The sequence below is a fragment of the Acidobacteriota bacterium genome, assembly GCA_019347945.1.
Lineage (GTDB): Bacteria > Acidobacteriota > Thermoanaerobaculia > Gp7-AA8 > JAHWKK01 > JAHWKK01.
In genome coordinates, this window is sequence record JAHWKK010000001.1 from 1 (window position 1) to 24,035 (window position 24,035).

The following is a 24,035-nucleotide window of genomic DNA, read 5'->3' on the forward strand; positions in this document are numbered from 1 at the left end:
TCGCAGCCGCAGTCTCGGCCGTTTCTACGAGCTCGGGCCGGTCGACGTTGCGCTGCGGTGAGGGGTGCTCGGTCGAGCGTGGCTCAGCGTCGATGAGCGTCTGCACTTTCGCGATGAACTCGGCTGAACCGAGGTAGATCTGGCCTTTGAGATGACTCCAGATCGACTCTTCGGACCCGACCTTGCGGTGCACGAACTCTCGATACGCATTCCTGGCCTCGGGGAGATCTCGATGGAAGTGGCGAATGATCGAGTCGGATAGCCACCACGGCGCCCGCTCGAGCCCCGCGCTCGCGCGATAGCTCGACCAGCGGTAGTCCTCGGGGCTTTCGACCATCCCCGCCCGGACGGGATTGAGGACGACATAGCGCGCCGCCTCGAGCATCCAGGTTTGCTCGTCGACCAGATGCGCCTTGAACCGTCCCTGGAAGAGATGCCCGCATCGATCGTACTTCCGGTTCGAGTCCTGCGCGTAGCGCTGGTTGAGCCGCTGCATCCCGCGCGAGAGTGTCGGTTCGGGAGTCGAGAGAAGGATGTGGTAGTGGTTGCCCATCAGGACCCAGGCGTGGATGCGCCAGTTGAAGAGCGCGACGACTCCGGCGAGGATGCCGAGGAACGATTCGCGATCGTCATCGTCGTGGAAGATCATCTCGCGGTTGTTGCCGCGGGAGGTCACGTGCCAGAGAGCACCGCGATGTTCGAGTCTGAGCGGTCGAGCCATGGAGGAACCATCCCTCGGTGAAGCCGAAAAGTCCAACCGTTACCCGAAGTGATTGCTTTTCTCCCTCGGAATGGAAACTTTCGTGACATCTCTCCACGAGGAGTAGAATGCGTTTTGAGCCCGAAAATGTGCGATGAATCGAAAGACGAAGGTGTGACCCTCATTACCCTCATTACCCGAAAATGTGCGATGAATCGAAAGACGAAGGTGTGACCCTCATTACCCGTTTGAGCCCGAAAATGTGCGATGAATCGAAAGACGAAGGTGTGACCCTCATTACCTTACGAAGGTGTGACCCTCATTACCTTACGCTCATTACCCGAAAATGTGCGATGAATCGAAAGACGAAGGTGTGACCCTCATTACTCGAAGGTGTGACCCTCATTACTGAGCGCGGTCAGCGCACGGTGCGGCGGACGGGATCGGACCATCCGCCGCAGAGTTTGGGATCAGAGGGTGAGCGAGAGTCGTACGTAACCGATGCGACCCGGAAGATCGTGGACGACCGGGCTCATCCCGATGACGCCACACGAGTCGCAGGTCGCCGGATCCTCGTCGAGCACGTTGTTCACGCCGACCGTCAGATGCAGATCGTTTCCGTCCACCGGCATCGAGTACCGGAGCCGGATGTCGGTGAAGAGGGTCGAGCTCAGCTCATTGCCCGAGGCCTGGATCATCGAGTCGACCCAGCGGAACGTGAGGCCGGCATTCCACGGATCGAGGGTCCACTCGACCGCAGAAGTCATTCGGAGATCGGGCCACGCACGCTGGAAGGTCTCATCCGTGATCGTGCCTGCACGTTCGTTGCGCGCGAACGTGCCGTCGGGCCGGGCAGTGAACTCAACGTAGTCGGCGAGGTAGGTCGCCATCAGCATTGCATTGAATACGCCGAAGCTAGTTCGCTGGCTGCTGTAATTGAGACCCAGATCGACCCCTGACGCTTCGATCGCGCCGATGTTCTGGAGCTGGTTGTCGACCAGATTGATCACACCGGAGCTGGTGCGCTCGACCGCGTTGCAGAAGAACGGATCGAGCGTGTTCACGCAGGCGATGATCACGTCGCCAGGATCCCGGCCCTGAACGGCATCATCGATGGTCAGATCGTAATAATCCAACGACGCCGTCAGCGCGCCCCGGCGCTGCCAGGTCGGACTGTAGACGAGCCCGAATGAATAGTTGTCGGAGGTCTCGGCGATCAGGTTCTCGTTTCCGGCCGAGATTGCCGAGAGCTGCGGATTGCGCTGAACGAGGTCCGGTGGCAGACCGAGCGCCGCGCAGTTGTCGATGATCTGCTGGGGTTGCGCCTCGTCGCGACCCCCGTTCGCTGCGCCGATGGCTCCGAAGACGTCCACGCATGGGTCGAGGAACGTGAAGTCCTCACGAGCGGCGCCTCCGAAGAGCTCGCCGATGCCGGGGGCTCGGATTCCGGTGGACACCGAGCCGCGGAAGGATAGCTCGCGCACCGGTCGCCAGAGACCGCTGACCTTATAGGTGCTTTCTCCGCCGAAGGTGCTGTAGTCCGAGTAGCGAGCCGCGAGATTGAACTCGAGATGATCGACCGCCGCTGCCTCGGTCTCGATCGGCACACTGATTTCGCCGTAGAACTCCGCCACGTCGAAGCCGCCTGCAGTGGGAGCGGACGGAATGCCTGCGGTCTCGCCACGGGCCGCGATCGGATCGGGCTGGAAGGAGCCCTCGTGATCGCGGTACTCCACACCAGCCGCGAACCCAACCATACCGGTTGGGAGCGTGACCAGCTCGCCTGCGAGATTTGCCGTGACGTCGAACAGGGTCTGCTCGCTGAAGTCGCGTTGGGTGTAACCGACGAAGTCGAGCATCTCCTGAGTGATCGAGCCTCGGCCGTCAGGGCCCTGGCCACCGAAAAGATTGAACGGGACGCAGTTCGGAGTCGCCGCACACACGGCTGGGTCACCGAGAGCCACCGCGAGCTTCGCCGCATTGTGCGAATTGAACTTCTGCTGGAATCCACGATTGTCGCCGTAGGACGCGGTCACGTCCCAGAGGAAATCGCGAGCGGCGGCGGAAAAGATCCCGTCGAACGTGAGGCTGCTGAACCAGGTGTTGACGTCCTGCTCGAAGATACGAGGTCCAGACTCCAGTGGCCGTCGGCCAAAGAACTCGAGCGTTCCATCCGCGACGGAGAGGTCCACACCGAACGGGTTGTAGATCTGGTCCGCGTCGATGACGATGTTCTCGAGAATGCGATTACCGCAGCCATTGCCGAAGCAGAGCGGCTCCGGTGCCGCCTTCGTGCGCGACTTGCGGTTGGTGTAAGTCGTCTTCATCATTGCGCGCACGGTGTCGCTGATCTCGTGGCGAGCGCTTGCGTAGATGTTGAAGCGTTCGTTGGGGGTCTGGAGGAAGTTGAATCCAGGGCCGTTGAAATTGAACCGATCTGCAGTCGAGAACTGGTGAAAGTCGCCTCCGTTGGGATCATTCGGATCGAATACAGGCACGCTCGTGCTTCCATCGTTCAGGACGCCGGTGTTGAGAGTCATATCCAGGAATCCAAAGGCTGGACCGAGGATGAAACGACCTTGCGGCGTGAACGACGAACAGCCGCCGGCGAGACAACTGGTCGCGAAGGGGGTTGGGAAGGCCGACTGTGCGCGATCCCACGTCTCGACGCCGAGCTCCTGGACATAGCTCCCGCTGACGAGGAAACGGGTTCGGTCGGCTCCACCGCCCCAAAGCAGGGAGACCTCGGAGGCCTCGCCATCGCCTTCAGAGATGAACCCGCCGGTCTGCAGGTCGACACGGAATCCGTCGAAACTCTCGGCGGTGATGATGTTGACGACGCCGCCGATGGCGTCCGAACCATAGATGGCGGAAGCGCCATCCTGGAGGATCTCGATCTTCTGAATGACGTTAGCGGGAATCGTGTTGAGATCGACCGCATTCGGAACACCGGAAGCAGATGCGCCCGCGATCCAGCGCTTACCGTCGACCAGAACGAGCGTTCGTTTCGCTCCGACGTTTCTCAGCGACAGCTCGATGGCACCCGCACCGATTCCGGTCCCGTCCTGAGGGAACCCGGAGTTGCCGGGAACGTTGAAACGCGTGTTGATCGCCGAGCCGGTTACCGGGAGCTGCTGAAGCGTTGCTCCCAGGTTCGTCAGACCGGATCGCTGGATGTCATCGACGGAAATTTCCGTGATCGGCGCCGGCTCATCGAGCGGATCGCGCGCAATTCTCGATCCGGTGACGACGATGACTTCCGTGACAATCTGGTCGTCTTCCTCAGGCGGTTCCTCCTCGTTTCGTTCCTCTTCCTGCTCTTGCGGTTGCGCGGCGCTGGTTTGCTGAGCCTCGAGCCCCTGTGGCATGAAAGCGAGACTGAGGACGCAGAGGACGAGCAGCACATCACGCAACCATTCGGTGGTAGATCGCATCATTGCTCCTTTCGATTTGGACCCTTGTTTCCAGCCCGTTTTCACTGAACGGCCTGAATTTTATACAAACAGATGTGGGGCGACCGGGGCCGTTTGACGACCGATCGTTTTGCGCACGTTCCTCGTTCGAGGTTCATCCTCAACTGACATTTTGAGGAGCAGATCGTAGCACACCTGAGGAGGGCGCGAGAGCGTTACATCGATCGTTCGGAAGTGGAGCTCGGAATCGATCGAAGGCCCCCGAAAATGAGCGGCGTGAGCAAGGAGCGATTCCCGGAGAGACGATGATCAGGTTTTCGCGTGCTGGTACTCGACCCCGCAGAACCGCATGATCGTCAGCGCCAGCACTCTCGTGGCGGTCTCGAGCTCGGCGATCGGAACCCACTCGTCCGGAGCGTGCGCCAATGGATGACCCAACTTCCTTTAACCTAACTTTTCCGAGCCTAACTCTACTCGTGCCTGGAATTACCGGTCTGACTACAATGTCCGCGTGCAAATCGGGCGGGGGACGCGGCTCGGACCTTACGAAATCGTCTCGCGGATCGGCGCTGGAGGAATGGGTGAGGTCTGGAAGGCGCTCGACAGTCAATCATCCAGACATGATGCCTCAGAGCGCGAGAGTCATCTTCGCTCCGATTCGGCTTGATTTAGTCGGGTTCAAACTGCCAATCAATACTTTTCAGACCGTCTAAAAAGCGCGTCCTCATCGCCGGTCCGGCTGGACTTCTTTACGCCAACTTTACTCGTGGCGGCGAAACCTCACGAATGGACCGTTAGCAGTTTCGACCGAGCCCGCCGTCACGGTAGATGTCTCCGTCGATGGAGCCAAAGAAAAGCCCCGCTTCGTCGACCGGTGCGTGGTCACGAAGCGGGGCGGGCTTTGAACGTTCGAAGCGGAACCGGGCTAGTGTCCGGTGTTCTCCTGAAGCGCCCGGTCGATGAAGGCTCCCGCCGGCTGTCCGGGCTCGTAGATGGCGAAACCACGGTCGACGCCGCTCAGCTCGTCACCCAACTTGTCGTCGAGCCGCGTTTCGAAACCATGGACGCCGTTGCGGTCGGCGCCTGTGAGCAGCGCCACGAACTCACCATCCCGATTGTGGCAGAGAATGTCCTCCTGACGACAGAGCTCTGCAAGAGAGCGGCTGAGCGAACCGTCCGCCTCTTCGGCACGAATCCAGTAGAGCGCGAAGGTCATCCCGAACTTCGATACGATGTCGACGTTTCTCTCGAGCCGCTCGCGAAAGCCGTCGCTCCAGGAGAGCTTGCCATTGCCGTTCTCGAATACGTTCGCGTTGTCCGCCGAGGGCTCTGCGGTGGTGTGCAAGGTATCGAGGTCCACCAGATCGTCGGCGGGACCGAGCAGCCGGCGTCCGCTGCGTCGCACGAGCGCTTCGACTCGGGCTTTCAGCTCAGAGCCGGAGAAGGGTTCGGTAATGAAATCATCGGCGCCGGCCCGGAGATAGAGGACCGAGTCGACTGCACGATTGCGCGCCGGCGAGAGAAAGGCGATGGCCGACTGGGACGTGCGCGCGAGCTCCGCGATCGCCTGAAGAGCCGAGGTAGCGCGAGAGGGAGTGATCAGCGCCAGCCCGGGCTTCTCGTTCCTGACCCGTTCGATTCCCTCCTCGAGGTCGGTCTCAGAGTCGACTGTGTACGTCTCGCCGAGTGCTTCGCGCACCTTCGCGATCGTGTCGGGCGAGGCACCCAGCAGTATGACACTGCGGTTGACGTCTCTGTCGCTCCAGAGCTCGTTGACGTCGTCGACCTTCTCGCCTTCGCCACGATAGTTGATCAGCCCGCGTCCGTCGGCTATGCGGTAGTGAGCAGCGAGATGATCGACCGATGCAAAACGCATCTTCGAGAGTCGCATGATCCGCCCGCCCGTCTCCTGGTCGGCCGAGAGTGTCACGACGCCGAAGGCATTCTGCTCGATCATTCTGATCAGCGGTTTCGTTTCAGGATTCATCTCGTCGCCTGCGATCAGGATCGTGGTGACGGGAAGCTCTTCGAGTGCGTTGATCAGGGATTGAGTCACGGACAGAGCAAAGTGTGTCGAATACATCATGCTGACGAGGCCGAACACGGGGTCGATCACGAGTCTCCTGGCCCCGACTTCCCGGATGTAATCGGTCAGTTCCTCGGTGATCGCCATGACATCTGCGGGGCTCTCGACCAGCTCGAAGTACCGGCCGCTGGGATTGAGAATCATCAACTGCCCGCGCTTGACCGCGTCGCGCATCCGAAATCCGATCGAGTCTGCCTGATCGAGAACCGATTCCGGATTCTGGTCGGTAATCAGAACACCGGGCTCGTCGAGCTGCAATCCGCGAGCGAGGAACTGGAGACCAGCGATGGTCTTTCCTATCCCGAGACCGCCTTTGATGAGGTAAATCTTGTTTGGGAAAAGTCCTCCCGCACCTGAATCGATCAGGTCGATTCCGCTGATGATTCTCTGAGGCGGATTGGCGGGGGGGGTGGATTCGGTCGGATTCGCGGTAACTGTCATGGTGAGGGTCCTCCTTCAACAAACAAGATTTGTATTCGTCATGACCCGTTGGACATTCGACGGGCCGTCAACTCGACGTTTGGAGATGATTGGTCGAAGACGTTCCGGGCGACGGCGCGGATCTCGCGGAAGTCGCCACTCTTCGGTCTGACTGCCTCCCCGGCACCGGCGATCGACCTGACTTCGAAAACCTCCGTGACCGGCTCGAGACTGACGCTTTTGATCGATTCCGGGGACACGAATCCGAAAGTCCGGTAAAGGTTCACCAGCTGCTTGATCGACAGGTTGGTGTCGGTGTGAGTGCTGAGAGTACGAGCGAGCTTCATCATCTGTACGGGATCGTTCGAGACCTGTTCCCGAACCTTCTCTTTCACGGCCTGGATGACTTTCTGCTGCCGCTGCTCGCGGGAGAAGTTCGTCCCGAGCTCGCTGCGGATGTAGCGGTACCGGGCGAACCTGAGCGCGCGTTCCCCGTCCATTGTCTGGAGCCCCGGTTCGAAGCGGTCATCGAACAGGTAGTCGTAGAAGCCCTGTTCGACGTCGATCTCGACGCCCCCGAGTGAATCGATGATCTTTTCGAAGCCTCCGAAGTCGACTCGGACATACGCGTGAAGAGGGAGACCCGTCACCTCCTCGACCGTAGCCATGGCGAGTGCGGGTCCCCCGCCTGGATACCCGGACTGCTGTCCAATCTGATGAGCCCTGTTGATGCGGTGCGTACCGTACCGGTCTATCCTCACGTACAGATCGCGTGGGATCGAGATGATCGCTGCTTCCTTTGTGGAGGGCCTCAGACTAGCAACGAGAATCGTGTCGGCCAGATCCTTCCCCCCGCCGGGATGTTCCTCACCACCGACTCCCAGGAGGAGTATGTTCACGCGATCGTTTTCGAGACCCTCGGCGAGGCTGTCAGGGATGGCGTTCCACCCCGGAGCGACGCTCGTATAGAGAGCGAATCCGCCGAGAAGAAACATGAAGCCGAAGACCGCGAAGAGGAGCCATTCGAGCGCGCGGAGACGTCGCGGCTCCTCCGCCTCGGGAGGCGGAGGATCGAGGCGCTGGGCCGCGTCCGGATCGAGTCTGCTGAAGTGGTCCTTGTCCAAGGTCTTTCGCCTTTTTGTTGCTGCCTTTGGTATCTGAATCGTGATCTTCCAAAAGCACGTGTTGGCACTGCAATTTTGGTGACAGGGGTCACAAGTATGTCGAGAAAGTCAGTGACCTGGATCACAAAATGTGGCTCGAATTTTGGAAGACACCCACCAATAGCGCAAAGGCGCCCCACCAATAGCGACATGAAGACGAGCTCTTCCACCCTAAAAAGATCGAAAAAAAGATCGAAGTCCAGGAGGCGGATATGAAGTTCAGGCGCTTCTCCGGTTATCTCGTCGTCGTCCTGCTCGTGCTCGGCGGCGACCTCCATGCCCAGGGATGGGAGGAAATCAAACCTGGGATCTCGTATCGCGAATACACGCAACCAGGTCGCGCGATCTACGTAACGCGCATCGATCTGACCACTCCCACCATCGATCTGATCGCTTCCGCGGAGATTGATCGCGGCCTGACGGTCGACGAGTTCGCTGAGAGATACGACACGGTCGTCGCGATCAATGGCGACTACTTCAACCAGCAGCTTCAGCCGATCGGACCGGCTCTCAGCTCATGTGGAGCGTGGGGGAACGCGAAGGCTGGCCGGACCGAGATCGTGGTCGCGATCGGATCGGAGAGGGCAGAAATCTACCGACCCTCCTCGCGCGAGGCGCCTCTTCCATCATGGGTCGAAGATGCTGTGGCCGGCTGGCCGATGCTCGTCGATGGATGCAAGTCACTTTCGACCAGCCTTCCCGGCAGCGCTTCGTTCACCATGGCGCCTCATCCGCGGACGGCGGTAGGCCTCAGCGGTGATCAGAAGCTGATTTACTTCGTAGTGGCGGACGGACGGCGTGAAGACGCGCCGGGAATGACCCTTCCGCAACTCGCCGACTTCATGCATGAGGAGCTGGGAGTGTGCACCGCCGTGAACCTCGATGGTGGAGGCTCGTCACAGATGGTCGTGGGCGACGACACGGTCAACGTACCCAGCGACGGCGTTCCGCGGCGAGTCGCCAATCACCTCGCCGTCGTCCCGGCCAATCTGGATCTCGAGTGCGAGGTGAGGCAAGAGCTCGTGGCCGCCGCCTCGGCTGCACTCCGGGGGACGTGGGAACGCGTCGCGGCGCTCGAAAAGAAGCTGAAAGCGGGGAACGCTACAGTCGACGAGCGGATCGAGCTCGCACGCATGTACCTCGATCGTTCTCGATTCTGGGAAGCGAAACAGGTCGCCGACGAGATCCTGTCAAACAGGGATCATGACCTTGCTGCAAGGATCAGCGCCGAAGCTCAGGTGGAGCTGTCGCGGCTCAGCAGCGACAAAGGGGAAAGCCCGAGCGACAGCAAGGAGGCCGAGGCCGCAACCGCTGTCGAGCCGATCGAGCTCGCACGCAGCTACATCGAACGAGAGCGGTTCTGGGAAGCTCGGGAGATTGCCGACGAGATTCTTTCAGCGGGTCCGAATCCGGAAGCCGAAGAGGTACGAGCCGCGGCCGAGGCTGGGCTGAAGCGGCTCAGCGAAGGGAAGATTGCTGAAGCGAGGCGCGCTGCGTCGGCTCCCGGTGCCACGCTCGAGGATCGGATCGCTCTGGCAGACCTTCTGTTCAGCGACGGTCAGTACGGCGAGGCAATCGCTATTTACAGCGATGTACCGCGGCAACGGCGGGATCGAGAGCTGAGGCTGCGTCATGCTCGTGCGCTGGCGTGGTCGGGACGTCTCGATCCGGCGGAAGTCATCTATCACGAGCTCCTCGCCGAACAGCCGACGCCGGAGCTGACTCTCGAGTACGCCCGGCTGCTGTCGTGGATGGGTGCGACTCGGGCAGCCATCGGTCATCTGCGTCCTCTTTACGAGGAAGCTCCGCGGGACGAGGTCGCTGTGGCACTGGCGAACGCGCTCGCCTGGCAGGGAAAACGCTCGGAAGCGGTCGCACTGCTCGAGCGTCACACGACCCAAAGTCCGTCGGTGGAGACACAGGCGTTGCTGGCGGAGCTTCGAGCAAGCCCCGAGCTGCGTCTGGAGCGGATCGAAGAGGCGATCGCCGATGAACCATTCAACCTGAGCCTCAGGATTGCCCGAGCGCGTCTTCTGATCGAAGCGGAGCGCTACTCCGCCGCTCTGGAGGATCTCGAGTTCGTGGATCGGCACAGCAGGGAACGACACGACGAGGTCGAGGAGCTGATGACTCTCGCAAGTGAATCGAGACGTCGCGAGCTCGAATCGCTCGAGACCGAGGTCGTTGCCGTCGACCCCAGAACGGTCGAGGATCCCGACCGGTTGCGGGAGCTCGCAAGAAAGGCGGCCGGACTTTCCCGGTACGACGAGGCGATCGAGCTTTACGAGGCGTATCTGGAGCGCCGTCCTGACGACACCGAGGTGAGAATCGATTACGCGAAAGTACTCGGCTGGGATCGACGCTACGATCAGGCGATCCGGGAGTACGAAGCGATTCTCGCGAAAAACCCCGAGAGGCTCGATCTGCGTCTCGAGTATGCGCGGCTTCTCTCGTGGGACGAGCGGTACTACCGGGCCGTCCGGGAACTGGATCAGCTCACCGACATTTCGGATCACCCGCGGCCGTACCTTTACACGGAGGTGCCGGCGGAGGCCCGTTTTTCACTCGGGCAGATCTACCGGTGGTTCGGATGGCATGAGCATGCGATGGAACAGCAGCAGTTCGCTCTCGGCCTGGACGGGGGATTCGAGCCGGCAGCGACCGAGCTCGAAATGGTGCAGCGCCTGCGTCCCGCGAGCGTTTACGATGGCCGCTACACCCGTGCGGAGACGGCAAGCGACTTCGTTCTCGACCGCCTGGACTTCATCACCCAGCAGTGGCTGTCGCGAAAGACTGCGGTAGAGGGTCTGGTTGGATGGCATCAGTTCCGGCAGGCGGGCCTGGAAGCCGAGGCTCTCAGCATCGGGGTGGGTGTCCGCCACCGTCTGCAGGACCAGCTCTCGGCGCGAGCCCGTATCGGGATCAACCGCTACGACGACGACACGCGATGGTTCGGATCAGTCGCGGGAGAATGGCTTCCGTCACTGACGAGCCGGTTCGTCGCCGAGCTTTCTCATTACGATCTGATCTACGACGTGTTCACCCTGCGCTCGCTGGGGGATGACCCGCTCTCGATCACGGATCTCTCGCTGCACTACGACCACGATACGGGGGGACGTCTGGCTTACATCGCGGACGCCTCGTTCGGCAACATCTCGGATGACAATAAGCGACTGGCGCTCCATGGGCTGGTGAGCTTCGAGCTCCGCAACGATCCCTTCGTAGCGGTCAAGGCCGACTACCGGCACCTTCAGTACGACTTCCGAACCAACCGCTACTGGTCTCCATCCGACTACCACTCGCTCGCCGGTGTCGTGCATGTCGGCGATAACGTCAGAGAGAAGTTTTTCTGGGACGCGGAGCTGAAATACGGCCGCTCCTGGCAGGAGGGTGATTCCCACGATCTTCAGTCGATAAGTCTTCGAGGCACCGTCCCGATCACCGAAGGGATCGACCTGGTGGCAGCCTACACATACGGACGAAGCGGCCGGATCGACGAGCCATTCGCCAGCCCCGACCTGGTGACGTACTGGCAGCGACGCTGGTACATCGGCTTCCGGCTACGGAACCTGTTCCGTGGTGACGACCGCGACGCGGGTCGCAGATATTACTTCGACGAGGGGACGCTCGAACAGGATCCGGCGCTGCCCCAGTTCGGAGAGGAGGGCTGATCGATGCGCAGACGACGACACATGAGGACGAAGCTTCAGGTCACGCTGGTCGTGGTCCTGGCACTTCTCGCGATCGTACTGACGGTCCTCCTGTTTCTTTATCCGGCCCGGCTCGGACCGATCTTCATCACCACTTTGGTCGTGACTCTGGTCGCGTTTCTTCTGGTGCTGATGCTCCGTCACTTCCTGCTCATATGGTTCAGTTTCCGGGAGCAGCGCGAGCTTGCAGAAACCGAGAACGCCGAGCGTTATCCATTCGTGTCGATTATCGTGCCCGCCTACAACGAGGCTGAAGTGATCCAGAGATCGATCGGATCGCTGCTGGAGCTTCGTTACCCGCACTACGAGATCATCGCTGTCGATGACGGCTCTTCGGACGACACCTACGCTCGAATGAGAGAGTTCGAGGGCAATCACTACGGGGTCCGAGTCTCGGTCTTCCGCAAGGAGAACAGCGGGAAGGCGGATACGCTGAACTACGGGATCCGCCGGTCGCGCGCACCGGTCGTGGTTTGCATGGATGCCGATTCTCGACTCGGTCGAAACTCGTTGCGCTATGCCGTGGAACACTTTGCCGACGAGAACATCGGGGCGGTTGCAGGAAACGTGAAAGTAGCGAATCGGAACAACATCTGGACGCGCCTGCAGGCGCTCGAATACATCGAGGGTCTCAATATCGTTCGCAAGGCGCAGGCGTTCGTTCGAACGGTCAACGTCGTGCCGGGCCCGATCGGAATCTTCCGCCGGCGAGCGGTCGAGGCAGTGGGAGGTTACGACAACGATACGTTCGCGGAGGACTTCGACCTGACGGTCAAACTGCTGGCCGCCGGGTGGAAGGTGGATTACGAGCCCGCCGCGGTTGCGTACACCGAAGCCCCCGAGACGCTGATCGACATCATCCAGCAGCGCTACCGGTGGACTCGCGGAATCCTTCAGGCGCTGGCAAAACAGAAAAGACCCATGTTTCGAGGGAGCGGCAACTTTCTCACGACATTCTCTCTCTGGTATATGGCATTCGAGGGTCTCATCTGGCCCGTCATGAACATCTTCGTGAACCTTTTTTTCATCTGGATCGCGTTGATCTACGGAATGACGAAGCTGATCGTTCTCTGGTGGCTTCTTCTCACAGTGCTGGACGTGGTGATCGCAGTCCACGCGGTGCTGATGGAGGACGAGGAGAAGAGTCTCATTCCGTACTCGATCTTCTACCGGTTCTTCTACATTCTGATCATTGACGTCTGTAAGGTCTTCGCGACTCTCGAGGAGCTGCTGGGATTCGATATGGCGTGGGGAAAACTCGCCCGGAAGGGGCGGATCTGAGGAGCGTGACGAAATGAAAATCGACTGGGTATATCTGCTGGCAACACTGATCTTCGTATCGATCGTGATCACGATCGTTCTCGCGGTCGCATCGTACTTCGCGTACAAGCTCCGCGAAGCTCGCCGGCCCAAGACGGCAGCCGAGCTGCGGCAGGAAGGGGAGACGAAGGTGTTTTTCGAGCCGTACCGGCCACCTTCATCTTAAATGGAGTGGGCAGCATCGACTCCCGAGCCCGCTGAACCTTCGCCGCGACGCGCGATTCTCGTCTATGGACTGCTTCTGATCCTCGTGATCGGATGCGGTGTCGTCGCCCTGTGGGCGTTGATCGAGCGTCGTCGCCTCGACGGCGCGATCACCCCGCGGCCGCTTCCGGAGATCACGTTCGTGACGACGGAACCGGACGATGAAACGACGGCGGCGTGGGTGAGTCTCCTTTCCGAGGCATCCCTTTCGCCGCGCGTGGTGACCCCCGATGATCTCGCACCGGCCGAGGGTGTCATCGTGCTGGGGAGCCTGGAGGGTGCCTCGGAATCGGAGGTCCAGACAATCATCGACACGATCTCGGCGAAAGATCAGGGAACGTTTCTGACGGGGGCCATTCCTCCACAACTCGAAGCCGATCTCGATGTCGCGACCGATACGGTTCAGGGCTCCGCGGCGTTTGCGGCTACTCCGGCCGCGAGTCCGATTCTCGCGAGGGTCGCGGTCGCGTACCGGTTCCCGCATGCCGAAGGATTAGTGCCGGTCATCGAGGAACGATCGAAGATGGGAATCGATGCGAGGTGGGAAGAGAGCTCTCGTGCCGCCATCGCTCACTGGTCTGATCGTGGCGGACGATTCGTCTGGCTCGGATTTCACCCCGGTTCGCTGGCCGACGCGAAGGATGCTCAACTCAGGATTCTGTTGCGGGCAGCCGCGCGCTGGGCCGATCGCCAGCCACTCTCGGATGGCGCGCTGCTTCCTCCGTCCGGGGCCCCGGTTTTCGAGCCGGATTTGCGCCGGGCTGCGCAGAACGGCGGGCTCGCATTCTCAGTCGAGGCTACTGAATGGCCCACCATCTACGGCGTCAGGGTCTGGAACCGCGGAGATGGCATACTCGAAAACCCGGCCGTTGCGATGTGGCTCCCCGACTCCGAGGGCAAAGAGGCGACGCTCTGGGGAAGCCCGATCATGAACCGTTTTGCAGAGATGGTCTCGCAAAAGGATTACTACGTACTGCGGCTCGACTCTCTCAACAGTGGCGAGGAGCGTCTGTTCGCCGTCGAGCTGGAGTAGGCGAAGGAGGGGACCGTCGAGCAGAGGAGGAAGGTCGGGAACGCGACTATCAGCAGAAGATTCATCCACCTGTTCGGCAGGGCAATCCTGATCTCTGCCGCGATACCCGCCATGGCGCCTGGTGCAGCCGCTGGCGCTCCATTGGCGGGCCGGCACCTCGCCAGTCTCGGCGGGTCCGATGTGTACGTGCATCGGCCGGGGTCGAAAGTCGGCGATTGCCCGTGCTGGCGGGCAACGCGCCCGCATCGTAACGAGATATTGACACGGTAGTAACTCAAATGTTAAATCTATCAGCCTCACCCAGGGCCCGCAGGAAAAACTGACTTTCAACCAAAACAGGAGGACGTATGAAGTGGAAGAGAGCCTTACCGGTATTCGTCGGACTCTGTCTCCTCGTCAGTGCATCGATCGCGATCGGGGAAAACCCGCAGCGGACGATCCCACTCGAAGAGCAGTTCGCATTCATGACGCCGACCAAGTTGCCGATGATCGTCGTGTTCCGGAACGAAGTGACTACGATGGCCGCGGGGAAATCTCTCTATCAGGCCGATCCACGATTCGAGAGCGATCCGGCGCTCGCATACCTCGATCGAAACATCATCGGAGCGGTTCAGCTCTACGAGCGTAATCTGAACTTCCGGGCAGACCGTGTCTACAGTGCGGCTCTTCGCGGATTTGCGGCGGACCTGACGCTCGATCAGATCAGCAAATTGAAGAGCGATCCGAGGATCGCAGCGCTCGTGCCCGATGGCATCGCGACCATCAATCAGGGGAACCGTCCCGGTGGCGGCGGTGGCGGTCAGACCCTCCCGTGGGGGATCGACCGCATTGATGCCGACACGAGCTCCACCAAGGCGGGTGATGGAACCGGTACCATCTCCAACGTCAACGTTTACATCATCGACACCGGAGCCGATGCGGATCACGCTGATCTCAACGTCGTCAATCACGTCAACTTCGCGGGCGGCCCGAACAAGGACTGCAACGGCCACGGCACACACGTTGCCGGCACGGTCGCCGCGCGCGACAATGACATCGACGTCGTCGGAGTCGCTCCGGGAGCGCCGATCACCGGCGTGAAGGTGCTCGGATGCGGCGGAAGCGGGACATGGTCGGGAGTGATCTCGGGAGTCGACTGGGTCACGGCCAATGCCGTGAAGCCGGCGATCGCCAACATGAGCCTCGGCGGCGGCGCCAATGATGCCGTCGACACCGCGGTCATCAACTCGGCCGACAGTGGCGTCTTCTATGCGCTGGCTGCCGGAAACGACGGTGCGGATGCCTGCGAATCCTCCCCTGCACGGGCGGGAACACACGACGGCGTCATGACGACCGCCGCGACCGACAGCAGCGACAGCGAGACGTCGTGGAGCAACTACGGACCCTGTGTCGACATCTGGGCGCCTGGCGCCAGCATTCTCTCCACGAAGAGTGGCGGCGGAACGACCACGATGTCGGGAACCTCGATGGCCTCGCCGCATGCCGGCGGCACCGGCGCGCTCTATCTGTCGAGCAGCACCAGCTCCAGCGCATCCCAGACCGAAAACGCGCTGAAGAGTAACGCGGTGTCCACCGGAACCACCAGCAAGGACGGGACCGCGATCAGCCTCGTCTACGCTGGAAAGTTCTAGTTTCCTCCATTATCGGAGAACGAAAAGGGCCGGCCTCTGCCGGCCCTTTTTACATCCGACGAGCAACCGTGCCCATACACGATTTCTTCGAAGCCGCGCCGTTCTGGGATCGGAGGCGGAATCCGCATTTGGCGGGCCACTTCTTCACCTTTCAGGCTCGACCTCCGGTTGGTCAGCGGGGAGCCGCGCGGAGGGTCGTGATGCACGAATCGATCAAGTGCGCGAGGCCCGAAGGCTGACTGGGTCACATCCCCGGCGGAAGCGGGCGACTACGCAGTCGGTCGCGTCTGCGGTCCGGCAGCTCTTCCTTACAGCACGAGCGTCAGAACGAACGCGAGTACGAGGACGGATCCCTGCATGACCGTGGGGAGCCAACCCGCGAACGCGGTTTCCCCAACCGAAAATACCTGCCACGTCAGATTCATCAGCGAATGAATCACGAAGGGAGCGAAGACGTTGTCCCCCCACCGCATGAAAAGCCATGCGAAGAATCCCCCGCCGACGAACGTGATGGCCGCGATGCCGATCAACTGGCCCGCCGAGGAGCCCGTCTCGAGATGAACGAGACTGAAAACGATGGAGGTCACGAAGACGGAGGGCCAGAACCCGAAGGCGGCATGACGATAGAGCTGCCGGAATGCGAAGCCGCGGAACACGACCTCCTCCGCAAACGGGGAGATCACCGCGAGGTAGAGTGCGGCGGCGACCGAAATGTTCGTGGCGACAGGCGTGGTCAAAGCAAACACCCCCCACATCGGCAGAACGGCCAGCACTGTGACGGCGATCATCGGTCGGGACGGCCGGCGAATCCCTGCTTCTCTGAGGACACCGCGGGTCGAAAGACGATGGAGGACCGCGAGACATACCAGTACGAGAAGGATCTGGAGGCAGCTTTTGATCGTCTCGGGAACGTAGAAGGGAAACTGTTCGTAAAGACGACGATACCGGGGATCGTAACGAGAATGAGCTGAAGGCGTGTGGCCAGCACGAACCCCAGAAGCGTCACGATCACGACGACAGCGCGACGAGGTGGCCGGTCCGCTTCCCTCGAACCCACTCTGAACTTCCTTTCAGTCCGGCGGTCTCTGGATACCAGGTTCTCCGCACGAGGCATCGCAAGCGCCGTCAGTCCGTTGTCATGGCTCCCTGACCTTGACCTCTTTCCTGCCCATCCGACTGCCAGGCGGTCACTCCTCAGCAATTTTAACAGTTGCCGTAGCACCGGCTCGGAGCGCGAGCCCGATTCCGAGAACGTCGACATCCGGCGTCGAGCGAGAGGATCCTCCCGGTTCGAAAACCGGTGCTACTCGACCTCTTCCACCGTTCGACCCGAGATCACGCTTTCCGGCTCTGTCCTGACCGGTTTGCGGCGGGCATCCGCTCCCTCGTCGTCCATTTTCACGAGAAGCCAGTTCTTCCTGTTGCCGCCGAGCTTGCTGTGGATCAGCGCGAACCCGCCCCGCAGTTTCTTCCCTTCGAGCCAGATCTTCGCATGCCCCCGGTCGAGCGCTTCTTCGATGGGCACTTCCCGGTCATCGTCGCCGGTCGTGATGTTCTTCCAGGTCCCGGTATCCCAGACGATCACGGCGCCCGCACCGTAGCTTCCCTCCGGGATCACCCCTTCGAAATCGGCGTAGTCGAGCGGATGGTCGGGGGTGGCAATCGCAAGTTGTTTGTCGTCCGGATCGGTCGACGGCCCTTTCGGAACGGCCCACGATTTCAGCACGCCGTCGACCTCGATTCTGAAGTCCCAGTGCATCGAGCTCGCATCGTGCTGCTGAATCACGAAGATCGGCTGCCGGCCTCGCCGTCCCATGATGAAACCAGCTGCAAGAGAACCGCCCATTGACGCGGCCCCGGCCCGCTCCTGCTCGTCAGGGGGAGGTGACGAGCAGGCCGAGGTTTGCGCCCTCGAGTTTCTGTCGGAACGGCTCCACGTTGGACGCATAGAAAGCGTCGAGCTCGCGGAGTCGCTCGTTCAAGACGGTGCGTGCCGGTTCGACGTACTCGAGTACGGTCGGCGAGGGAGCGTCGAATGTCGATCGGAGCATGAACTGCGCGAGACCGAGGATCGAGCTCGCTCGATCATCGTCGTAAACAATGCCTTTCGTTCCGGGCGGGACCCTGAGCTTCTCCTCCCAGCCTTTGAGCTGCTTTTCGAGCGCGGTCGCCTCCTCGAGAAGGGCCTTTGCCGAGTCGTCGTCCTTCCGTTCGCCGAGTCGAGTTTTGATCATCGCGAGATCCTCGTTCGATCTGTTGATCCGCTTGACGGCCGCGACCAGTCTCCGTTCCAGCTCGAGCATCTCGGTCTGAATTCGGAAGCGCTCGCGGCGCTCGTCGACACCGTAGCGCGAATCGGGATCGTGGACGACTTCGATCGTTCCACTGTCCGAGCTTTCGCCGTATTCGATCTGTACGGAGTACGTACCGGGTGGCACTGCAGGGCCCGCCGGGAGTCCGTCCTCGAGCGGCTTCTGCTCAGGGGAGGGCATCGGCTCGGCACCGTCGATGGCCGTGTCCCAGTAGATGCGGTTCAGACCCCGTACGATCGGAGCCCTGAATGTTCGGATGACGCCACTCTCGTCGGAAACCTTCACCGTGACTTTCGGCTTCTCGTCCTCTTTCTTTTCTTCTTTCTCCTCGTCGGTTTCTGCGCCGGCCTCTTCGTCTTCCGGCTCTTCCTCTGGGATCGTCACATAGGCCGACGGATGAAAGAGCTGTTCCTCGAACCGCTGTTCTTCGGTCCGCAGTTTGATCCGTCGCTCCCGGTCTGCTTCTTCATCGGGAATCGGAAGCTCGGGTCCGCTCGCCATGAACGTGATCGCGCCGCCGTAGGGCTCGTTCGGAGCGCGCCACTCCGTCGCTCCGGCAAAACGTGACGACGGAGTCTGCCGCGGCATGTACTGCAGCGCAGTCGTCGTATCGAGGAGGTCGAGCTTTGCGCCGAAGCTCGCTTCGCTCAGATCCCGCAGTACCGAATAGTCGTCGATCACGAAGACACCGCGGCCGTGCGTTCCGAGAACCAGATCATCCTCCCGCTTCTGGATGACCATGTCCATCACGGAGACTGTCGGAACGCCTGCCGTCCATTTCGTCCAGGATCTTCCACCATCGAGCGTGAAGAAGAGGCCGAGCTCGGTGCCGGCGAAGATCAGATTGGGATCGACGTGATCCTGGCGCACGCTGAGCGCGTAGCCATCCATTGGAGCTTTGGCCAGATCGGCCCAGATGCTGCCATACCCGGTCACCCTGAAGAGGTGCGGGGACATCTGCGATCGACGGTGGTCGTCCACGGCGATGAAGGCGGTGCCGGCGTCGTGAGGCGACGGCTCGATCATCGGAATCCACGCTCCCGCCAATCTTCCGGGCAGCTTGTCGATGCGCGTCCAGCTCTCGCCGCCATCACGCGTGAGGTGGACGCGGCCGTCGTCGGTTCCGACCCAGATGACGTCCCGCTCGATTGGGCTCGGCGCGATCGAGACGATCGTCGTGTAGTTCTCGGCGGCCGTCACATCGGGTGTGAGACCGCCGCTCTTCCTGAATGTCTGTAGCGCGGGATCGTTGCTCGTCAGGTCATCGCTGATCACTTCCCAGGTCAGACCGAGATCGGTCGATCTGTGAACGAACTGGCTTCCGTAGTAGATCGTGCCGGGATCGAACGGATCACGCGCGATTCCTGCGTTCCAGTTGAACCGGAGCTCGGTGCCGTCGTCCGGCGGATCGGGCCGCATGGCGCGCAGCTCACCCTCGTCGAGGTCGTAACGGTAGAGGTTGCCACCCTGCGACATCGAGAAACCGGTTCTCGAGTTGCGGGGATCGGGCGAGACGTCGAATCCGTCTCCGAACCCGACTTCCTGCCAGTGCAGATTGCGGATGCCGCCATTCTCCCGCACCTCCGCGGGCCCCCGCCATGATCCGTTGTCCTGAAGCCCCCCATAGATGTTGTACGGGTCCTCGTTGTCCACGCTGACGTGGTAGAACTGGGCGAGGGGGAGGTTCTCGACGAAGCGCCAGTTCATGCCGGCGTCGTACGAGATCGCGATTCCTCCGTCGTTGCCATCGATCAGATGATTCGAATCGTCCGGATTGATCCAGAAGGCGTGATTGTCGATGTGGATGAAGTTCCCGGGTGCGCAGCAGGTGATCTGAGGGAGCTGCACGAATGTCTTTCCGCCGTCGTTGGAGACCCGCGCCAGGGTCGAGAGGTTGTAGACGCGCCCCGGGATGTTCGGATCCGCGAAGAGCTCGGTGTAGTAGAAGGGGCGATCCACGATCCACCGCTCGGTGTTCATCGTCTCCCAATGGCGGCCTCCGTCAGTCGAGCGGACGAGGGCATTCTCCTCAGCTTCGACCAGTGCGTAGACGAGTCCCCGCTGAGCGGGTGAGGGTGCGATGACCATCCGGCCGTGCGGCCCGTCCGGCAGGCCGTCTTCGGAGAGCCGCTGCTCCCAGCTCTCGCCACCGTCGGTTGAGACATACATCCCCGACCCGGGTCCACCCGAGATGAAGTGGTAGGGCCAGCGGCGGAACTGCCACATCGCGGCATACACCTTCTCCGGATTGAAGGGGTCGAGCTTCACGTCGGTTCCACCGGTCTTCTCGTCGACGTACAGAATCTTCGTCCACGTCTCGCCACCGTCGGTCGTCTTGTAGATGCCTCGGTTCTGGTTCTCGCCCCAGAGCGTCCCCATCGCCGCGACGTAGACGATGTCGCGATCCGTCGGATGGACCGTCACCTGGTTGATCCGCTCGGTGTTCTCGAGCCCCATCGATGTCCAGGTCTCGCCGCCGTCGGTGGATTTGAAGATGCCACGTCCGATCGAGGTGGAGTTGCGCACGGCTCCTTCACCCGTGCCGACCCAGATGACGTCCGGATTCGGCTGGAAGATTGCGATCGATCCGATCGAGGCGACCGGTTGGTCGTCGAAGATCGGCTCCCAGGTGAGACCGGCGTCGTTCGAGCGCCAGACTCCTCCCGTCGCTGCGCCGACGTAAATTCTGTTCGTGTCGGACTGAACGACATCGATCGCCGAAATGCGTCCGCTCATCGTACCGGGCCCGAGGTTCCGGGCGGTCAATCCCGAGAGGAGGTTTGGGTCGATCTGTGCCGATGACGGCGAGGCGAGAAGCAACGCGACGACGAGGGTCAGCCGAGGGTTCATGAATTTCCTCCAAATCTTCGGTTCGGGCGGGTGTGATTGTAGGACAGAGGAGTGGGACAGAAGAGTGTGGACGGAAAGAGTGGACGGAAGAGTGGACAGTTGGGGGTCCACTGTCTTGTCCACTGCTTTGTCCACTCTTTCGTCCACTCGTTGAAGACCTTAGTCCGGATGTTCCCGAGTGAGCGGCGCGCGGGGGCGTAGCCGGACCGATCGCGAATCGGAGATCGGTCGCGAAGGATCGGGAACGAGGAGGACCGCCGCGAGAGCGACCGTCAGCTTTGCGGGATCGATCGGGGAGCTCAGAAGAGGGGCCGGCCAGATCGTGAGGAGGTGTACGCCCATGACGAGCCAGAGGTTCCGCGTGCGGAGATAGAGGAGCGCGAAGAAGACGCCGCTGACGGCGAGCAGCGGGAAGTCGAGGCTCTGCAGCCCGAGGCGTCCCCGCGCCGCGGTCGCATCGATGATCTCGGCAATCGCATAAGCCGACTGCGAGATCAGCAACGCGGATCCGGTCCGGATGAACGGGTCCCGGATCGGACGCCGACGCTCGAAGTAGTCCAGACACCACGTGAGCACCAGTCCCCGCCAGATCAACTCCTCGGCGATCACCGAGCCGATCATCCTCTCGATCAGGGGTGTGAGCATCCCCCTCGGGTTGCCCCATCCCGGGTAGATGGCCAGGCTCTCGTATCGCGTCAGCGCGACCGTCGCCTCGGCGAGCTGGACGAGACCCCAGATCGCGCAGACCGCGGCGATCGCCAGCGGGATGCGACGAGCGTCGATTCCGAGCGTTCGCGGACTTACCTTCGCCAGGACCCAGCATGTGCCGATCACCGTCAGGATTTGCACCAGAGAGATGAGGACGTCGGGGTTGATCAGATTCCAGCTCGTGCTCGCCACCCTGGCGAACGCCTTCGACCGGTGGAGAAACCACGACAAACCCTCGAGCGCGATGACGATCGATACGATCATCACCAGCAATTCGGGCGAGATCCGTCCGATTGCGTCTCTCCAGGATGACGCCCGCTCCTGATCCGGGTTTTCGGTCACGCGCGCATTCTAGCGAAGAGCGGGGAGCGAGGGGGGGTGAGGAGGGTAGCCGCGTCATGAAGGCTCACCGGGCAGAAACGAGCGGCGCGGACCAACGGATCTCCTCGTGCGGCGTGGTCATATGAAAATGGAATGTTTATCGCAAGAGGGCTCAGTTTTTGCGGGGAACGAAGGGCCCCACCGGGAGGAGAGGAGATTCAACGGGCTTGAAGATATTGATCGCACTGGTCGCCGCGCTGTCGATGGCGATCCCGGTCGTTGCGGAAGTCCGCGGCATGGCCGTCGGACAGCAGTACGCAACCAGCGGCTTTCTCACCTCACTCTCTTTCGACCGCGAAGGGGTGATGTATTACACGACCCGCAGCGGTGACATCCGGCGGCTCGTCGATCAGACCGATGAGCTCGTTGCGCATGTTCCTTCGGCCGACATGGGCAACGCGGCCCTGCTCGGAATGGCGTTCGATCCCGATGGGCAGATGGTCGTTCACTACGTATCGCCCGATCTGATGACGGATGTGATCTCCCGCGTCGATCCGGTCACGGGTGAGGAGAGGATCATCGCGGAGATCCGATGTACCGAGATTCCGGTGAACTGCTCGAGTGAACATCGTGGCGGCAATCCGTTCGTGACTCGGGAGGGTGAGATCTTCGTCGGGGTCGGTGACTACAATCTCCAGATGGTCGCTCAGGATCCGACATCCTCGGGGGGGAAGCTCTATCGGATTTCGGCCGATGGAGTCGTGACGAAGTTTGCGAAGGGCGTCCGGAACCCGTTCGATATGGTCTGGGACGAAGAGCGCGAAGTTCTGATCCTGGGGGACAATGGTGCGGTCGGGCAGGATGAGCTCAACGTGGCGGCCGAGGGAGCGAATCTCGGCTGGCCTCTCACGATGGGAAGTCAGCCGCCGGTCGAAGGAACGGTGCCGCCAGTCTACGTCTTCGAGGGCACCGTGGCTCCGACGGGCATCACGCTGGGCGGCGGAGCACCGAGCTATTTTCGCGGCGGGGTGCTCATGACGGGTTTCGTCTCCGAACGACTCTACTTCTTTCCGTCAATCGATCCGATCACTCCCCCCATCGTCCTGGTCGACAAGCGGGCGCCGATGCTGATCGACGTTTCGATCGACCCGGAAGGCGGCGTCTGGTTCGCTTCCCCGTTCACGATCTATCGGCTCGATGTTCCGCTTCGGGGGGATGTCGACGGAGATGGTGAGGTCGACTTTCACGATTACCAGGGGCTCATTCTGGAGCTCGACGACGGCGATGGCAACTCGGTGTTCGATGTCGAAGGCGGAACATTTCCCGGCACCTGGGGCGCGGATGTCGACCTGGATGGCATCGTCAGCGAAAGGGATCTCCAGCAGCTCTCCTGGACGCTCTGGGGGCGACGCCGGGGCGTGGGCCGGCGTTGAACGGAAGCGGGCCCGACCGAATCGGCCGATGATGTATTGCCCGAAGTGCTACACGGACGATCTCTCCCAGGTGAACAGCGGCTCGTTACCCGACGCCACGTTCGTTTGCGCGAGCTGCGAGGGTATCTGGATGATGAACGTCGAGGCCGTGACCGATCTGCGAAAGGAACCGGACGAGCTCCCCGAGCACGATCGGGAGCGCGATCTCAGAGCGGGTCTCTGCCCTTTCGGGCACGGCATCCTTCGGCGTGCACAGACCCACCTCGACCCTCCCTTCTATCTCGAGCGCTGCGGCATCTGCTCCGGCATCTGGTTCGATCGCGGAGAATGGGAACGTGTTGTCGTCCAGGGACTCTCTGCTGATCTCGGGGAGATCTGGACACAGTCGTGGCAGCAGAGGAAGCTCGACGAGGAGCGACGCCGGCGGACTCTCAATGAGGCACAGCAGGCGCTCGGCGCCGAGATCGTCGAAGAGCTCTTCTCACTCGGAGGCAAGTTGCGGGATCACCACGAGCGAAATCGAGCGATCGCGTTTCTGCTCGAAGTCGTCCGAGGGGGGCTCGATCGCGAGGGAAGCTAGCGTGGACCGGGCGGGAGCTCGTGAAAGAAGTTGACGAGTGAGCGCCAATAGTGAGTCACGATCCCCCGCCCAGATTCTTCGCCCGCGCTCCGCCGGGCTCAGAATGACGAATGTCGCGTTTGCGCGAAGCGACGATCACAGACGAATGTTC

15 protein-coding genes are annotated in these 24,035 nt (G+C 61.3%); 7 read left to right on the forward strand and 8 right to left on the reverse strand.

The features are described 5' to 3' along the window. The 4 genes from KY459_00005 to KY459_00020 form a co-directional block, all read right to left on the reverse strand. On the reverse strand, nucleotides 1-721 hold a 721-nt coding region (locus tag KY459_00005; GenBank protein ID MBW3563094.1), incomplete at its 3' end, for a transposase. 449 nt (nucleotides 722-1,170) lie between these two features. Further along, nucleotides 1,171-4,134: a TonB-dependent receptor gene (locus tag KY459_00010; GenBank protein MBW3563095.1), complete on the reverse strand. Its 2,964-nt coding sequence runs from the start codon at nucleotides 4,132-4,134 to the stop codon at nucleotides 1,171-1,173. A 904-nt stretch (nucleotides 4,135-5,038) separates the two neighbouring features. After that, entirely contained in the window at nucleotides 5,039-6,640 is a 1,602-nt protein-coding gene (locus KY459_00015) for a hypothetical protein (protein ID MBW3563096.1), read from the reverse strand. A gap of 38 nt (nucleotides 6,641-6,678) precedes the next feature. Next, complete coding sequence (locus KY459_00020) at nucleotides 6,679-7,743, reverse strand: LCP family protein (GenBank protein MBW3563097.1); 1,065 nt, start codon at nucleotides 7,741-7,743, stop codon at nucleotides 6,679-6,681. Between the two features lie 251 nt (nucleotides 7,744-7,994). Here KY459_00020 and KY459_00025 point away from each other — a divergent pair, with 251 nt between their 5' ends. The 5 genes from KY459_00025 (at nucleotide 7,995) to KY459_00045 (ending at nucleotide 15,680) form a co-directional block, all read left to right on the forward strand. Then, complete coding sequence (locus tag KY459_00025) at nucleotides 7,995-11,453, forward strand: phosphodiester glycosidase family protein (protein ID MBW3563098.1); 3,459 nt, start codon at nucleotides 7,995-7,997, stop codon at nucleotides 11,451-11,453. Between the two features lie 21 nt (nucleotides 11,454-11,474). Next, on the forward strand, nucleotides 11,475-12,773 hold the full coding sequence (locus KY459_00030; GenBank protein MBW3563099.1) for a glycosyltransferase: 1,299 nt from the start codon (nucleotides 11,475-11,477) through the stop codon (nucleotides 12,771-12,773). Nucleotides 12,774-12,786: 13 nt separating this feature from the next. Then, nucleotides 12,787-12,978 carry a hypothetical protein gene (locus KY459_00035; protein MBW3563100.1) on the forward strand — a complete coding sequence of 64 codons (192 nt, stop codon included), beginning with the start codon at nucleotides 12,787-12,789 and terminating at the stop codon, nucleotides 12,976-12,978. Further along, a complete protein-coding gene (locus KY459_00040) occupies nucleotides 12,979-14,049 on the forward strand; it encodes a hypothetical protein (protein ID MBW3563101.1) in 1,071 nt (356 codons plus the stop codon). Between the two features lie 347 nt (nucleotides 14,050-14,396). Continuing rightward, entirely contained in the window at nucleotides 14,397-15,680 is a 1,284-nt protein-coding gene (locus tag KY459_00045; protein ID MBW3563102.1) for a S8 family peptidase, read from the forward strand. Nucleotides 15,681-15,988: 308 nt separating this feature from the next. On the opposite strand, the gene KY459_00050 is transcribed toward KY459_00045, so the two are convergent. The 4 genes from KY459_00050 to KY459_00065 form a co-directional block, all read right to left on the reverse strand. Further along, complete coding sequence (locus KY459_00050; protein ID MBW3563103.1) at nucleotides 15,989-16,468, reverse strand: CPBP family intramembrane metalloprotease; 480 nt, start codon at nucleotides 16,466-16,468, stop codon at nucleotides 15,989-15,991. A gap of 515 nt (nucleotides 16,469-16,983) precedes the next feature. Then, the gene (locus tag KY459_00055) at nucleotides 16,984-17,526 is read right to left on the reverse strand and encodes a DNA ligase (GenBank protein ID MBW3563104.1); all 543 of its coding nucleotides are present in this window, start codon (nucleotides 17,524-17,526) and stop codon (nucleotides 16,984-16,986) included. A 28-nt stretch (nucleotides 17,527-17,554) separates the two neighbouring features. Continuing rightward, complete coding sequence (locus KY459_00060; protein ID MBW3563105.1) at nucleotides 17,555-20,842, reverse strand: hypothetical protein; 3,288 nt, start codon at nucleotides 20,840-20,842, stop codon at nucleotides 17,555-17,557. 159 nt (nucleotides 20,843-21,001) lie between these two features. Continuing rightward, nucleotides 21,002-21,892, reverse strand: a complete 891-nt coding sequence (locus KY459_00065) for a CPBP family intramembrane metalloprotease (protein MBW3563106.1) — start codon at nucleotides 21,890-21,892, stop codon at nucleotides 21,002-21,004. 206 nt (nucleotides 21,893-22,098) lie between these two features. On the opposite strand from KY459_00065, the gene KY459_00070 reads away from it, so the two are divergent. Then, the gene (locus KY459_00070) at nucleotides 22,099-23,304 is read left to right on the forward strand and encodes a PQQ-dependent sugar dehydrogenase (GenBank protein MBW3563107.1); all 1,206 of its coding nucleotides are present in this window, start codon (nucleotides 22,099-22,101) and stop codon (nucleotides 23,302-23,304) included. Between the two features lie 31 nt (nucleotides 23,305-23,335). Further along, nucleotides 23,336-23,884 carry a hypothetical protein gene (locus KY459_00075; protein ID MBW3563108.1) on the forward strand — a complete coding sequence of 183 codons (549 nt, stop codon included), beginning with the start codon at nucleotides 23,336-23,338 and terminating at the stop codon, nucleotides 23,882-23,884. Nucleotides 23,885-24,035 lie beyond the last annotated feature (151 nt).